This window comes from Sphingomonas phyllosphaerae FA2 (assembly GCF_000427645.1).
GTDB classification, from domain to species: domain Bacteria; phylum Pseudomonadota; class Alphaproteobacteria; order Sphingomonadales; family Sphingomonadaceae; genus Sphingomonas; species Sphingomonas phyllosphaerae.
Window position 1 is genome coordinate 2,029,878 of sequence record NZ_KE386571.1, and the last position, 14,361, is coordinate 2,044,238.

The 14,361-nt window shown below is 65.2% G+C and carries 11 protein-coding genes, 1 tRNA gene and 1 pseudogene; 8 read left to right on the forward strand and 5 right to left on the reverse strand.

Annotated elements, in window-relative coordinates; translation table 11 throughout:
* Positions 1 to 161 precede the first annotated feature (161 nt).
* Positions 162 to 659: a hypothetical protein gene (locus SPHPH_RS0109735; RefSeq protein WP_028966516.1), complete on the forward strand. Its 498-nt coding sequence runs from the start codon at positions 162 to 164 to the stop codon at positions 657 to 659.
* Positions 660 to 662: 3 nt separating this feature from the next.
* On the opposite strand, the gene SPHPH_RS0109740 is transcribed toward SPHPH_RS0109735, so the two are convergent.
* Positions 663 to 866, reverse strand: coding sequence for a hypothetical protein (locus SPHPH_RS0109740; RefSeq protein WP_028966515.1), 204 nt, complete (start codon positions 864 to 866; stop codon positions 663 to 665).
* A gap of 103 nt (positions 867 to 969) precedes the next feature.
* On the opposite strand from SPHPH_RS0109740, the gene SPHPH_RS0109745 reads away from it, so the two are divergent.
* On the forward strand, positions 970 to 1,560 hold the full coding sequence (locus SPHPH_RS0109745; RefSeq protein ID WP_028966514.1) for a recombinase family protein: 591 nt from the start codon (positions 970 to 972) through the stop codon (positions 1,558 to 1,560).
* Between the two features lie 598 nt (positions 1,561 to 2,158).
* On the forward strand, positions 2,159 to 3,097 hold the full coding sequence (locus tag SPHPH_RS19420; RefSeq protein ID WP_037489436.1) for a hypothetical protein: 939 nt from the start codon (positions 2,159 to 2,161) through the stop codon (positions 3,095 to 3,097).
* 58 nt (positions 3,098 to 3,155) lie between these two features.
* On the opposite strand, the gene SPHPH_RS0109760 is transcribed toward SPHPH_RS19420, so the two are convergent.
* The 3 genes and pseudogenes from SPHPH_RS0109760 to SPHPH_RS0109770 form a co-directional block, all read right to left on the reverse strand.
* A complete protein-coding gene (locus tag SPHPH_RS0109760; RefSeq protein ID WP_028966530.1) occupies positions 3,156 to 4,397 on the reverse strand; it encodes a site-specific integrase in 1,242 nt (413 codons plus the stop codon).
* Positions 4,398 to 4,412: 15 nt separating this feature from the next.
* Positions 4,413 to 4,586 (reverse strand): annotated as a pseudogene (locus tag SPHPH_RS21775) (DUF6538 domain-containing protein); the annotation flags it as partial.
* Between the two features lie 167 nt (positions 4,587 to 4,753).
* A tRNA-Leu gene (locus SPHPH_RS0109770) sits at positions 4,754 to 4,840 on the reverse strand.
* Between the two features lie 172 nt (positions 4,841 to 5,012).
* Here SPHPH_RS0109770 and SPHPH_RS0109775 point away from each other — a divergent pair.
* The 5 genes from SPHPH_RS0109775 to gltB all read left to right on the forward strand — a co-directional run bounded on the left by SPHPH_RS0109775 (position 5,013) and on the right by gltB (position 13,495).
* Positions 5,013 to 5,942, forward strand: coding sequence for a complex I NDUFA9 subunit family protein (locus SPHPH_RS0109775; protein WP_028966532.1), 930 nt, complete (start codon positions 5,013 to 5,015; stop codon positions 5,940 to 5,942).
* Between the two features lie 35 nt (positions 5,943 to 5,977).
* Positions 5,978 to 6,787, forward strand: a complete 810-nt coding sequence (locus SPHPH_RS0109780; RefSeq protein WP_028966533.1) for an undecaprenyl-diphosphate phosphatase — start codon at positions 5,978 to 5,980, stop codon at positions 6,785 to 6,787.
* A gap of 155 nt (positions 6,788 to 6,942) precedes the next feature.
* On the forward strand, positions 6,943 to 8,382 hold the full coding sequence (locus SPHPH_RS0109785) for an NAD(P)-dependent oxidoreductase (protein ID WP_028966534.1): 1,440 nt from the start codon (positions 6,943 to 6,945) through the stop codon (positions 8,380 to 8,382).
* On the forward strand, positions 8,379 to 8,972 hold the full coding sequence (locus tag SPHPH_RS0109790) for a DUF2059 domain-containing protein (protein ID WP_081668592.1): 594 nt from the start codon (positions 8,379 to 8,381) through the stop codon (positions 8,970 to 8,972). The genes SPHPH_RS0109785 and SPHPH_RS0109790 overlap by 4 nt, the downstream gene beginning before the upstream one ends.
* Positions 8,972 to 13,495: a glutamate synthase large subunit gene (gene gltB / locus SPHPH_RS0109795; RefSeq protein ID WP_028966536.1), complete on the forward strand. Its 4,524-nt coding sequence runs from the start codon at positions 8,972 to 8,974 to the stop codon at positions 13,493 to 13,495. Before SPHPH_RS0109790 ends, gltB begins: the two co-directional genes overlap by 1 nt.
* A gap of 69 nt (positions 13,496 to 13,564) precedes the next feature.
* On the opposite strand, the gene SPHPH_RS0109800 is transcribed toward gltB, so the two are convergent.
* Positions 13,565 to 14,077, reverse strand: coding sequence for a hypothetical protein (locus tag SPHPH_RS0109800; protein ID WP_028966537.1), 513 nt, complete (start codon positions 14,075 to 14,077; stop codon positions 13,565 to 13,567).
* Positions 14,078 to 14,361 lie beyond the last annotated feature (284 nt).

Sequence of the window (14,361 nt, forward strand, 5' to 3'; positions counted from 1 at the left end):
AGTGCATTCCAAAAGCCACCCCGCGCATGCCCCTCGAAAATCCCGGTTTGCCGTCGATCCGACCTGCCGGTTTTCGCCGCTCGATAAGCAGTTGAATTCGAAAAGGGACGTTAACCGCCGAGATCGTAATCTGGGGAGCGATAGCGGGAGCCCCGGCCAGCATGTGGAATGACGACAATGCCATCTACGACGATGGCGAATGGATCACTTGGACCGAGATCAACTCCCACCTCGAACGGTTAGAGTTCGAAGCCCGCTTCCCGGACCTCGAAGCCGATCTGGTGCCGATCTTCCAGAGCCTGCTTTCCACGGCGCAGGATTACTACGAACTGACCGGGCGGCACCTTCAGGTCTACGGCGACCTCGGCGAGCTATACGGCGTCATCACGCACGGGCTGAAGCTCCACCGCAACTACGCCCAAGGGTCGGACGGGAAGATCGGCAACCACTTCGTCGAGGTGAAGACCATCACGCCGTTCAAGAGCAACGATGTCGTCGCCCTCAACCTCAAGCGCAACTTCAGCAAGGTGCTGGTCGTGAAGATCAGCGCCGACTTCGAGGTCAGGGGGAAGCTCATCGACCGGAAGGCGTTGCCCAAGGCCAAGGGCGACCGGCTCATGCTCGCGTGGGATCACTTCGAGCAGGCCGATGCCGCCTGAACGTCACCGCGCTCGTTCGATCAGTGACGACAACTGGTTGCCCTTCCCGATGAGGATGCGGTTGGCGTTGAGCGTGCTGTTCGTCGCCGGGTCGTAATAGCCCAGCAGCATGGCGTTGCGGTCGAGTGCCTTCTGCTTACCGCCCCCCTGTTCCTCGATATAGCCAATGACCATCCGGTTCGAGTTCAAAATCGGTGTGCGTGCCATGTTGCCTCCGTCGATGAGGACGACGAGGTAGCTCCAGATCAGAATATTATCGAACTAAATGAACTGCTTGACCCGTTCCAGAACTGGAGCGAGTCCTTCTGGAATGACCAAGCGCATCGCACTCTACACCCGCGTCTCACAAGACAGCCAGACCACCGAGAACCAGCGTCGAGAACTCATGGCCGTCGCCGAACGGCTTGGCTGGGAAGTCGTCGCCGAGTTCACCGACCACGGTATCAGCGGCTCGAAGGGACGCGACAAGCGCCCCGGCTACGATGCGCTGATGAAGGCTGTGGCGCGGCGCGAGATCGACATGGTGGCAAGCTGGGCCGTGGACCGGCTCGGGCGCTCTCTCCAGAACCTCGTCACCTTCCTCACCGAGATCAACGCCAAGGGCGTGGACCTCTATCTGCACCAGCAGGCGCTCGACACGAGCACGCCCAGCGGACGCGCCATGTTCGGCATGCTGTCGGTGTTCGCCGACTTCGAGCGTGAGATGATCATCTCCCGCATCAAGGCCGGGTTGGCGCGATCCACGAAACGGTCGGGCCGACCGCCCCTCGACGCCGAAAAGGTCGAGCGCATCAAGCGCTCCCTCACCAAGGGCGTCAGCATCAACGCCACGGCCAAGAAGCTGAAGGTCGGTGTCGCGACCGTCCACCGGCTCAAGCAGCAGATGGCGCTCGCCGCCTGACCTTAGTCACTGCCGGTCGGTGCAGCGTCCAAGCCGTCGAGCCACATCGTGAACTCCTCAGCGGTCATAACCTGACCCGGCTGGGCTGCTGCGGCCATCACTCGCTCAACGAACCCCTCCGCCACCTCGTCCCGGCAGATGGGACACTCCGCATGTCCATCATCGTCGCACCGTTCAACACGCTCAACCACGTTCCCGGAGCCTCCATCAATGACCCGCCCAGATGATATCACAGGCTCCCCCCAACCACATGTTGAGCGTCCAGATGACGGTGACGGTGCGGTGCCTCTTCTGGGACTCGAACCGCCCGCCATTGAAAAAGCAGGAGAAAACCAGACCCGGCACGAGGACTCGAACCCCTCGACCTGCTACGCTCCTCTTCTGGGCACCATTTGTTCTCATCCCGTTGAGAACACTGGGAAATCGTCAGATAGACGGTTTCCAGAGAGCGTTTGCTACGACAAACTGCTACGGGAAAATGGCCCATCATCGGGCGAAAAGTCCCGGAAAACCGTCATAATTGAGGGCCGTGCTTGCTACGGTAAGCTGGAGAGCAAGGTGGCTTCTCACCGCGCGTGTGTGCGGTTATGATCCCGACGTGTTGCCCGCTACGGACCAAGAGATCGCAGAGATCACTACCTACGTCGAGTGGCAAGCGCCTGACCTCAGTGTAACGTTCTGCCAGAAGGTCTATAGCGAAAGCGTCCTCAGCCACCGGCACGATGTCTGGGATGTGCATACCACCAAAGATCGATGGTGGGTCATCACCAATCCTACGAACCTGTATTCGCAAGAACTCTTCCCAAACATGGATTTGGCCGTGACGTTCCACATGGGACTCATGTTGCGGATGCCGCGCTCGGAAAAACCTACGATTAGGTCCGGCCAGATTGAGCCTTTCGCTGCTGCTTTCGAGGCAGTCTCAGCAGTCAATGACGCCCTCGGGCAGGCGCACAAGGTTGCGGACTACCAGACTGTCGGTGTGCGCTGCCGTGAGGCGTTGCTTTCCTTCACCGCTATCGCGCAGGTCGCAATCCCTTGGACCGAGGAAGCCGAGCCACCCAAGAAGAGTGACTTCAAGGGCTGGGTCGATCACGTCTGTTCTGTCGTCCTGTCGGGTGAGTCCAACAAACAGCGCCGCCAGCTTTTCAAAACGCAAGCAGACGCTGCTTGGACCTTTGTAAATTGGCTTACGCACAGCACGTCGTCCAACTGGCACGACGCAGAAGCTGCTATTTCTGCCACGGAAAGTGCGGTCTCACTTTGCACCAACGCGGCCACCCTTTTTATTCGAAACGTTCCGAATGAATGTCCGCGATGCGGCGATCACCGTCTTACCCCGCTTAGGGCTGAGAACCCCGACGATGAGGATGAGGTATGGGAACGAGCATTCTGCACACAATGCGAATGGGCTGGGGAGCCGGTCAGGATTACTGATGAGCCGACGCCGTTCATAACCCGAGAAGGGTCATCTGACGATGACGAATGTGTCGTCCCTACCGTTCCACTGCGTAAGCTGACTCGGCCCGGAGAATGACCACCCTCATTGCCTCGCTCCGGGAGATGACCGTCCACGCGGGCGCTCGACGTAGCAGTCAACCGATCGCGCCGAGCGACCCCGTTCCTGCGCCGACCATCAGGTGATCGACGTTGATGGAGGCGAATCTCAGCCTACAGATTGCCTCATTGAGCGCGTCGGCTCGATAGCCGCTGCCGTAGTTCTCATGAACGGCGGTTCGGGAGTAGCCTGTCGTCCAACCGCCGAGCAGCAGAGCGATATCATGGTCAATCCGCGCCGCGCGTAATTCGTCCCTGAAGTTGTGGCGGAACGAGTGAAAGGAGGTGCGGCTCCGCTGCGCACCGCAGGCACGGAGAAACTGCGTGAACCACTTGCTGAATGCGACCGGACGGGAGCCGGTTGATCCCGTCTCAATGTCATCGAACAGCTTCTTCTCGCCCGCCTTCCGCTTCGCCTCAGCGAAATGGAGTAACCCGCAGTCGATGAGGGTCGGGTGGACGGGAATGAGCCGATCGCTGGCGTTGGTCTTCAACTGCTTGTCAATGCTGCCGACCAACGACCGGAGGCTAACGACGATACAATCGACGCCATCTACCGCGCGGATGTCCGTGGCATCAAGCTGGCAGATTTCGCCCAGCCGCGCGCCGGTGAATAGCGCAATCAGCGGCACCCAGAAGCGCGCGTTGCGCGGACGCTGGTCGCCAATCTTGTTGTAGCCCCGCTCGCCATCGGCGCAGCCACGATATAGCGGCGCGTTGAAGATCGCGTGAAGCTGCTCGCGACCGAACGGCAAGCGCTTGTCCCGCTTGTTAACTGGATCGGGCAGGCGCAACCCACGTGCCGGGTTGCGGGCGAGCAGTTCCTCATTGACCGCCCAGTTCAGGAAGCTGCTCATATTCGACATGAGGGAGTTGGCGTTCGCGGGGCTGATGATCTTGATGTCGCCGCGCAGGCGCGCATGATTAGCCGCCTCGCGCGGCGAGAGTTTCGGGAAGAGCTTGCCCGTATTGGCGGGAAGGAAGCGCAGCACATCGAGCATGTCGCGGCAGTGCGTGCGCGAGATTGATGCAATCGGGACTGCCTCACCGATCACCGCGATGGCGAGCTTACGGCTCGTCTCATATGCTTCTCGCGTGTTGGCGGTCCATGCCCGTGTAGGGTCGTCGATATAGTCGCGATATGCCTCAGCCAGCGTGAGCGGGCTGTCAGGCTGGGCGCGCTCACCGGGCGACAGCGCGATCGGGATAGGGACCGGAAGCTCAGTGGGGTCGTCCTTCCACGGTAGGATGAGCGTCGCATCGATGGGTAAGCCCGCCATTGCGCGAGCATGCTCAATCTCTGTTTCGATCCGAGCCACGACACCCGGCAATCGACGCAGGGCGACAGCCAGACTGTCAGTGCGCAGCGACCGCCAGATTTCGAGCCGATTCAGCAGACGCTGAGCGTCAACCGGGAGGGTGTGGCGATAGTAGAGTTTGTGGCCCCGTCGAAGCAGGCCACCGGGCAAATCCCGTAGCAGCTTACCGTAGCAAGCACGGCCCTCAATTATGACGGTTTTCCGGGACTTTTCGCCCGATGATGGGCCATTTTCCCGTAGCAGTTTGTCGTAGCAAACGCTCTCTGGAAACCGTCTATCTGACGATTTCCCAGTGTTCTCAACGGGATGAGAACAAATGGTGCCCAGAAGAGGACTCGAACCTCCACGACCTTGCGATCGCCAGCACCTGAAGCTGGTGCGTCTACCAATTCCGCCATCTGGGCACGGGGTAGGCCGGTGCCTCTATGGGCGGGTGCCGGGGGTGTCAACACGATTTTGTCGCGGCCCCGTCACTTTTTTGCAGCGCGGCATCGTAAGCGGCTAAACCTTGTCAACGCCGGGTGCGGCGGGCAAGGCACGTGCACGAGCTAAAGGGCTTTCGAGATGAAGGACGGCATGGACAACAAGCTGGTGACGCTGATCGGTGGCGGGGGCTTCCTCGGTCGCTATATCGCGCAGGCGCTGCTGTCGGCGCGCGCGCGGGTGCGCATCGCGCAGCGCGACCCGCGACAGGCATTTTTCCTGAAGCCGCAGGGCGGACTGGGGCAGACGCAGTTCGTCGCTGTCGACGTGACCCGGCCCGAGACGATCGCGAATGCGGTTCACGGTGCAGATGGCGTCGTCAATCTGGTCGGCACCTTTGCGGGCAATCTGGCGCGCGTGCATGTCGACGGCGCGCGGCATGTCGCCGAAGCGGCGGCGAGGAACGGTGCGGCGCTGGTCCATGTCTCGGCGATCGGCGCGAACGCGAATGGTGACTCGCTGTACGCGCAGACCAAGGGCAAGGGCGAGGACGCGGTGCGCGCCGCCTGCCCGTCCGCGACGATCCTGCGCCCTTCGACCGTGTTCGGGCGCGAGGACCAGTTCGTGAACCGCTTCGCGGGGATGATCGCGCGGCTGCCGGTGGTGCCGGTGCTGAAGCCGAATGCGCGCTTCCAGCCGGTGTTCGTCGGCGACGTCGCGCGCGCGACCGTCACCGCGCTGTCCGATCCCGAGACGTTCGGCGGGCGCACCTTCGAGCTGGGCGGCCCGGAAGTGCTGACGATGCTGGAGCTGCAGCAGCGGATCGCGCACCACATCGGCCGCGCGCCGCACTTCGTTCCCCTGCCCGACGCGCTCGGCGGTTTGCTCGCCGCGCTGCCGGGGACGCCGATCACCGCCGACCAGTGGAAGCTGCTCGGCCACGACACCGTCGTCGGCGCGGGGGCCGAGGGGCTGATCGCGCTGGGCATCGGTGCGACCCCGCTCGACGCGGTCGCACCCGACTGGCTGGTGCGGTACCGCAAGGCGGGCCGCTTCGGCATGATCGAACGCGCGGCGGGCTGACGCCTGCCGCGGCCATCCACTAGCGGGGACCGCGCGTGAACGACCTTTTGACCATCATCCTCCTCGGCATCGTCGAGGGGGTTACCGAATTCCTGCCGGTCTCCTCGACGGGCCATCTCGTGCTCGCCGGTGCATTGCTCGGGCTGTCCGAAGGCGATGCTACGTTCGACATCGTGATCCAGCTCGGCGCGATCCTCGCGGTCGTCGTGCTGTTCTGGCAGCGTTTCCTGCGCGTCGGCACCGGGCTGCTGCGGCGCGATCCCTCGGCGATCCAGTTCACGCGCAACGTGCTGCTCGGCTTCTTGCCCTCGGCGGTGGTCGGGGCAGTGGCCTATTCGGCAATCCGCGCGGTACTGGAGGCGCCGGGCACCGGGCCGTTCGTCGTCGCGGTCGCGCTGATCGTCGGCGGCGTCGCGATCCTGTTCATCGAGCGGGTTGCGCCACGTGCGATCGGCGGTTCGGTCGAGACGATGTCATGGAAGACCGCGCTGTCGATCGGCGTGGTGCAATGCCTGTCGATGATCCCGGGCGTCAGCCGCTCGGGTGCGACCATCATGGGCGCGCGTGCGATGGGGGTGGATCAGGAGACGGCCGCCGAATTCAGCTTCTTCCTCGCGATCCCGACGATGATGGGCGCGACGACCCTGGCCTTGTGGAAGAGCCGGCACGAGCTGGGCGACGCGCATCTGTCGGCGATCGCGATCGGCTTCGTGGTGTCGTTCGTCGTCGCGATGGTTGTGATCCGCTGGTTCATGGCGATCGTCACCAAACACGGCTTCGCGCCGTTCGCCTGGTATCGAATCATCGTCGGCGTGGCCGCGCTCGCTGCTTTGGCGATGCGGTAAGCATCAAAGCGGACCTTTATTCTCGACCTTCTTGCAAACTGGTCGCAGCTACTAGCAAGAACTGACGGTTTTTAGGGCAGCATTGCTGCCACAGATGCGGAATCGGGCGTGACAGCGCCCGATCCTTGTGAGAGGTCGGCAATCGGAGGACACCGATGGCCGACATGCTCAAGTTCGTTGAACGCCCGCAATCCTATCCGGCAAAGCGCGCCGCCGATGCGCGTGCCGAGGATTTTCGCGAGATCGCCGAACGCTACGCCACCCCCGCTGCGGAGGATCAGGCCGGGCGCTGCTCGCAATGCGGCGTGCCCTATTGCTCGGTGCACTGCCCGCTCCATAACCACATTCCCGACTGGCTGCGGCTGACCGCCGAGGGCCGGCTGCGCGAAGCCTATGAGCTGAGCAATGCCACCTCGACCATGCCCGAGATCTGCGGCCGCATCTGCCCGCAGGACCGCTTGTGCGAGGGCAATTGCGTCATCGAGTTCAGCGGCCACGGCGCGGTGACGATCGGCTCGGTCGAGAAGTTCATCACCGACACCGCCTGGGAAGAAGGCTGGGTCGAGCCGCTCGTCCCCGGCCCGGCGCGCGGGCAGTCGGTCGGCGTGATCGGCGCAGGGCCGGCGGGGCTGAGCGCTGCCGAATATCTGCGCGGTCATGGCTATGAAGTGCACGTCTACGACCGCCACGATCGCGCCGGCGGGCTGCTGACCTATGGCATCCCCGGCTTCAAGCTGGAGAAGCCGGTGGTGATGCGCCGCGTCGAGCGGCTCAAGGCCGGCGGGATCGTCTTCCACGAAGGCTTCGAGGTCGGCCGCGACACGACGCTCGACGAGCTGCGCGCGCGCCACGACGCGCTGCTGATCGCGACCGGCGTCTACAAGGCGCGCGCGATCGACGTGTCGGGCAACGACCTGAACGGCGTCGTCGCCGCGCTCGACTATCTCACCGCGTCGAACCGCAAGAGCTTCGGCGACGCGGTCCCCGAGTTCGAGGATGGCCGGCTCAACGCCGCGGGCAAGAACGTCGTCGTGATCGGCGGCGGCGACACCGCGATGGACTGCGTCCGCACCGCGATCCGCCAGGGCGCGACGAGCGTGAAGTGCCTCTATCGCCGCGACCGCGCCAACATGCCGGGCTCGCAGCGCGAAGTCGCCAACGCCGAGGAGGAAGGCGTCGAGTTCGTTTGGCTCTCCGCGCCGGCGGGTTTCTCCGGAGAGGACGGCAAGGCGACGACGGTCCGCGCCAACCGGATGCGGCTCGGCGCGCCGGACGCCAGCGGCCGCCGCGCGCCCGAGGTCGATCCCGGCGCGGCGGAGGACATGCCCGCCGACCTGGTCATCAAGGCGCTCGGCTTCGATGCCGAGGAACTGCCGAAGCTGTGGGGCGCGCCCGAACTGGGCGTGACGCGCTGGGGCACGGTGCTGGTCGACAGCAAGACGCTGATGACCAGCCTCGACGGCGTGTTCGCGGCGGGCGACATCGTTCGCGGCGCCTCGCTGGTCGTCTGGGCGATCCGCGACGGCCGCGATGTCGCGGCGACGATGCACAAATATCTTAAGGCGAAGGCCAAGGAAGCGAAGGTGGCGGCATGAAGATTTTTGCTCTCTCCGCAGCATTGATGCTGGCGCCGATCACGGCCGCCGCGCAGACGACCGCTGCCGCTTCGCCAGCGTCCGCCCCTGCGGCTGCCCCCGATCCGGCTCGCCTCTCCGCGGCCACCCGGCTGATGGACACGCTGATGCCGCCCGCATCTCGTGCGCAGATGATGGACCAGATGATGGGTCCGATGCTCGCCAATCTACGGCAGGGCATGACACAGAACCCGCAATTCGCGGCGGAGATGGCCAAGAACCCGAAGGTGAAGGCCGCGTTCGACCGCTTCATGGATTCGCAGTTCCGTCGCAGCATGGACATGGTCCGCACGTCCTTGCCCGGCATGTTCGACGCCATGGCACGCGCCTATGCGCGACGCTTCGACGTCGCGCAGTTGGAAGAACTGCAACGGTTCTTCGCCACCCCGACAGGGCAGGCCTATATGCAGGCGGCGATGACGATCATGTCCGATCCCGACGTCGCCGCCGTACAGCGCAACATGATGGTCGAGGCGATGAGCCGCGTGCAGGCCGACACTGCCGCGTTCGCCAAGGAAGTCGCTGCGATCCAGCAGAGCGAGAAGAAGTGATGACCGACACCCTCGACGCCCGCCGCGCCTATCTCGCCGAACACGGCATGTACCGCCCCGAGTTCGAGGGCGACGCTTGCGGTGTCGGCCTTGTCGCCGCGACCGACGGCAAGCCGTCGCGCCGCGTCGTCCAGTCGGCGATCGACGCGCTCAAGGCGGTGTGGCACCGCGGTGCGGTCGATGCCGATGGCAAGACCGGTGACGGCGCGGGCATCCACGTCGACCTGCCCGTGCGCTTCTTCGACGATTGCGTCGCGGCCAGCGGGCACAAGGCGATGCCGAACCGGCTCGCGGTCGGCATGGTGTTCCTGCCGCGCACCGATCTGTCGGCGCAGGAGACGTGCCGCACGATCGTCGAATCCGAAGTGATCGGCGCGGGCTACACCATCTATGGCTGGCGACAGGTGCCGGTCGACGTCTCGGTGATCGGGATGAAGGCGCAGTCGACGCGTCCCGAGATCGAGCAGATCATGATCGCCGGCCCGCTGCCCGGCGACGTGTCGGCGGAGGAGTTCGAGAAGAACCTCTATCTCGTCCGTCGCCGGATCGAAAAGCGCGTGATCGCCGCGCAGATCCAGGGCTTCTACGTCTGCTCGCTGTCGTGCCGCTCGATCATCTACAAGGGGCTGTTCCTCGCCGAGAGCCTGTCGGTCTTCTACCCGGACCTGACCGATGCGCGCTTCGAAAGCCGCGTCGCGATCTTCCACCAGCGGTATTCGACCAACACCTTCCCGCAATGGTGGCTGGCGCAGCCGTTCCGCTGCCTCGCGCACAATGGCGAGATCAACACGATCCGCGGCAACAAGAACTGGATGCTCAGCCATGAAATCCGCATGGCGTCGATCGCGTTCGGCGAACATTCGGAGGATATCAAGCCGGTGATCCCGGCCGGCGCGTCCGACACCGCCGCGCTCGACGCGACGTTCGAGGCGATCTGCCGATCGGGTCGCGACGCGCCGACCGCCAAGCTGATGCTGGTGCCCGAGGCGTGGCAGAAGAGCACCGACACGCCCGAAAGCCATGCGGCGATGTACAATTATCTCGCCTCGGTCATGGAGCCGTGGGACGGGCCGGCCGCGCTGGCGATGACCGACGGGCGCTGGGCGGTCGGCGGAGTCGACCGCAACGCGCTGCGTCCGCTGCGCTACACGCAGACCGCCGACGGACTGCTGATCGTCGGGTCGGAAGCCGGGATGGTCGTGGTGCCGGAAAGCACCGTGCTCGCCAAGGGCCGGCTCGGGCCGGGGCAGATGATCGCGGTCGACCTTCAGGAAGGGCGCGTGCTGCTCGACCGTGAGGTCAAGGACCGGATCGCCGCCGAACAGGATTATGCCGCGATGATCGGCGAATTCTCGACGATGGCCGATCTGCCCCCGGCCCCCGCCGACAGCGTCACGCGCTTCGATCGCGCCGATCTGGCGCGGCGGCAGGTCGCGGCCGGGCAGACGATCGAGGACATGGAGCTGATCCTGTCGCCGATGGTCGAGACCGGCAAGGAAGCGATCGGCTCGATGGGCGACGATACGCCGCTGGCGGTCATCTCCGATAAGCCGCGCCTCATCAGCCAGTTCTTCCGGCAGAATTTCGCGCAGGTCACCAACCCGCCGATCGATCCCTTGCGCGAGCGCTACGTGATGTCGCTCAAGACGCGCTTCGGCAATCTCGCCAACATCCTCGATACCGAGGACCGGCGCGAGCGCGTGCTGGTGCTCGACAGCCCGGTGCTGACCTCGACCGACTGGGCGCGACTGAAGGCTTATTTCGGCAACGCCGCGGCAGACATCGACTGCACCTTCGAGGCCGGGGGCGGTGCGGAGCGGCTGCGCGCCGCGATCCAGCGCATTCGCAACCAGGCCGAACAGGCGGTGCGCGAGGGCAAGAGCGAGCTGTTCCTCACCGACGAGCGGATCGACGAGGATCGCGTCGCGATCCCCGGCGTGCTCGCGGCCGCGGCGGTGCACACGCATCTCGTTCGCCGAGGCTTGCGTTCCTATGCCTCGATCAACGTCCGGGCGGCGGAATGCCTCGACACGCATTATTATGCGGTGCTGATCGGCGTCGGCGCGACGACGGTGAACGCCTATCTGGCCGAGGCGGCGATCGCCGACCGCCATGCGCGCGGGCTGTTCGGCAACCTCTCGATGGAAGAATGCACCGCGCGCCACAAGAAGGCGATCGAGGAAGGGCTGCTCAAGATCCTGTCGAAGATGGGCATCGCGGTCATCTCCTCGTACCGCGGCGGCTATAATTTCGAGGCGGTGGGCTTGAGCCGCGCCCTGGTCAACGACCTGTTCCCCGGCATGCCCGCCAAGATCAGCGGCGAGGGCTATGCCTCGCTGCACGTCAACGCGACCGACCGGCACGAGGCGGCGTTCGATCAGGCGGTGGCGACGCTGCCGATCGGCGGCTTCTATCGCCAGCGCCATACCGGCGAGGCGCATGCCTATTCCGCGCAGCTGATGCACCTGCTGCAGACCGCGGTGTCGACCGACAGCTATTCCAGCTATCTGCAATTCTCGCGCGGGGTGTCGGACCTGCCGCCGATCTATCTGCGCGACCTGCTCCAGTTCAACTTCCCGAACGAGGGCGTGCCGGTCGATCAGGTCGAGGCGATCACCGAAATCCGCAAGCGCTTCGTGACGCCGGGCATGTCGCTCGGCGCGCTGTCGCCCGAGGCGCATGAGACGCTGGCGATCGCGATGAACCGGATTGGCGCGAAGGCGGTGTCGGGCGAAGGCGGCGAGGACAAGATCCGCTACACGCCCTATGACAATGGCGACAACGCCAATTCGGTCATCAAGCAGGTCGCGTCGGGGCGCTTCGGCGTCACCGCCGAATATCTCAACGCCTGCGAGGAGATCGAGATCAAGGTCGCGCAGGGCGCCAAGCCCGGCGAGGGCGGGCAGTTGCCCGGCTTCAAGGTCACCGAGTTCATCGCCAAGCTGCGCCATGCGACACCGGGCGTGACGCTCATCAGCCCGCCGCCGCACCACGACATCTATTCGATCGAGGATCTCGCGCAGCTCATCTACGACCTGAAGCAGATCAACCCGCGCGCGCGCGTGTGCGTCAAGCTGGTGTCGTCGGCCGGGATCGGCACCGTCGCGGCCGGCGTGGCGAAAGCGCATGCCGACGTGATCCTCGTCTCCGGCCATGTCGGCGGCACCGGCGCGAGCCCGCAGACGTCGATCAAATATGCCGGCACCCCGTGGGAAATGGGGCTGTCCGAGGTCAACCAGGTGCTGACGCTCAACGGCCTGCGCGGGCGGATCAAGCTGCGCGCCGACGGCGGGCTCAAGACCGGGCGCGACATCGTCATCGCCGCGATCCTCGGCGCGGAAGAGTTCGGGATCGGCACGCTCAGCCTCGTGGCGATGGGCTGCATCATGGTGCGGCAGTGCCACAGCAACACCTGCCCGGTCGGCGTCTGCACGCAGGACGAGGCGTTGCGCGGCAAGTTCGTCGGCACGCCCGAGAAGGTCATCAACCTGATGACCTTCATCGCCGAGGAGGTCCGCGACATCCTCGCGCGGCTCGGCGTCCGCAGCCTCGACGAGATCATCGGCCGCACCGAATTGCTGCGTCAGGTCAGCCGCGGCGCCGAGCATCTCGACGACCTCGACCTCAATCCGATCCTTGCCAAGGTCGACGCGACCGATGCCGAGCGCCGCTTCAGCCTGTCGACGTTCCGCAACGACGTCCCCGACAGCCTCGACGCGCAGATCATCAAGGATGCGGCGGCGGTCTTCTCGCGCGGCGAGAAGATGCAGCTCACTTACTCCGTGCGCAATACGCACCGCGCGGTCGGTACGCGGCTGTCGAGCGAGATCACGCGCACCTTCGGCATGTCGAAGCTCGCCGAAAACCATGTCACGATCCGGCTGCGTGGCTCGGCGGGACAATCGCTGGGCGCGTTCCTGTGCAGCGGCGTGACGCTGGAGGTATTCGGCGACGCCAACGATTATGTCGGCAAGGGGCTGTCGGGCGGCAAGATCGTCGTCCGCCCGGCGGTGTCGTCGCCGCTGCGCAGTCAGGAGAACACCATCCTCGGCAACACCGTCCTGTACGGCGCGACCAGCGGCAAATTGTTCGCGGCAGGTCAGGCCGGCGAGCGCTTCGCGGTCCGCAACTCGGGCGCGATTGTGGTGGTCGAGGGCTGCGGCGCGAACGGCTGCGAGTACATGACCGGCGGCACCGCGGTGGTGCTGGGCGAGGTCGGCGCGAACTTCGGCGCGGGGATGACCGGCGGCATGGCGTTCGTCTACGACCCCACCGGCAGCTTCGCACGCCGCGCCAACCCCGAGAACATCGTGTGGCAGCGCGTCGCCGCCGCACATTGGGAGGAAGTGCTCCGCGCGTTGGTCGCCGAACATGCCGACGTGACCGACAGCCGTTGGTCGCGCGGGTTGCTCGACGACTGGGACCGCGCCTTGGGCTCGTTCTGGCAGGTGATCCCGCGCGAGATGCTCACCCGCCTCAGCCACCCGCTCGACGACGCCGAGACGCTGGAGGCGGCGGAATAACTCCCTTTACGTCATTGCGAGCGCAGCGAAGCAATCCAGAGCCGGACCAGGACGCCCTGGATTGCTTCGCTAAGCTCGCAATGACGTGCGACGCGCGCGCCACCGCCACGCCAACCACACCGCCCCCGCGGCGAGCGCCAGCACCGGCCAGCCGCCATCGGTGCGCCACAGATACCCCGCGCCCGCCACGACCACAGCGAGCGTCAGCAACCCCGCCATCACCGGCGCATGCAGCCGCCGCGCCAGCCACGCCGCCAAGGCCAGCGCCGCCAGCGCGTTGAGCGCGAGCCACGCATAGGACGCCCCCGCCGACAGCGCGCCGACCAGCGGCAGCTTGACCGTCGCATAACCGATCATCCGGTTCGGAAACGTATCGGCGGCAAGGTGCAGCCCGGTCCCCGCCCCGACCCCGCACGCCGCCGGATACCACCGCCGCCGCGCAAGCAGCGCGCAGGCCGGCACGATGCTGTGCGTCAGCGCGCTGCGATGCCCGAGCCAAAGCCGCAGGTCGAGGTCGGGCAAAGTCAGCCCGACCAGAAAGGCGACGAAGGTGACGAGCGCGGCGATCAAGGCAGGCGGCATGTCGGCTCAGGTGGCACGCGCGGCGGATCGCGTCCACGGGGACCGGCGAGCGAGTGCCCCGCTCCGCCTCAACCGTCGCCCCGGACTTGATCCGGGGCCCCGCTTTTACCCTGCCCCGCCGAAGAAGAAGCGGGATCCCGGATCAGGTCCGGGATGACGAGCAAATTAGTTCTAGATCATGATGACGCAACGTCGAACATATCGTTCGTCATTGCGAGCGCAGCGAAGCAATCCAGTGCCGGATCAGGACGCCCTGGATTGCTTCGCTGCGCTCGCAATGCCGG

What these genes read in the sequence shown, in the direction of transcription:
- SPHPH_RS0109800 (WP_028966537.1), bottom strand. Translation starts at nt 14,077, where the DNA reads ATGCCGCCTGCCTTGATCGCCGCGCTCGTCACCTTCGTCGCCTTTCTG.
- SPHPH_RS0109775 (WP_028966532.1), top strand. Translation starts at nt 5,013, where the DNA reads ATGGACAACAAGCTGGTGACGCTGATCGGTGGCGGGGGCTTCCTCGGT.
- SPHPH_RS0109735 (WP_028966516.1), top strand. Translation starts at nt 162, where the DNA reads ATGTGGAATGACGACAATGCCATCTACGACGATGGCGAATGGATCACT.
- SPHPH_RS0109790 (WP_081668592.1), top strand. Translation starts at nt 8,379, where the DNA reads ATGAAGATTTTTGCTCTCTCCGCAGCATTGATGCTGGCGCCGATCACG.
- SPHPH_RS0109740 (WP_028966515.1), bottom strand. Translation starts at nt 866, where the DNA reads ATGGCACGCACACCGATTTTGAACTCGAACCGGATGGTCATTGGCTAT.
- SPHPH_RS0109760 (WP_028966530.1), bottom strand. Translation starts at nt 4,397, where the DNA reads ATGGCGGGCTTACCCATCGATGCGACGCTCATCCTACCGTGGAAGGAC.
- SPHPH_RS0109785 (WP_028966534.1), top strand. Translation starts at nt 6,943, where the DNA reads ATGGCCGACATGCTCAAGTTCGTTGAACGCCCGCAATCCTATCCGGCA.
- gltB (WP_028966536.1), top strand. Translation starts at nt 8,972, where the DNA reads ATGACCGACACCCTCGACGCCCGCCGCGCCTATCTCGCCGAACACGGC.
- SPHPH_RS0109745 (WP_028966514.1), top strand. Translation starts at nt 970, where the DNA reads ATGACCAAGCGCATCGCACTCTACACCCGCGTCTCACAAGACAGCCAG.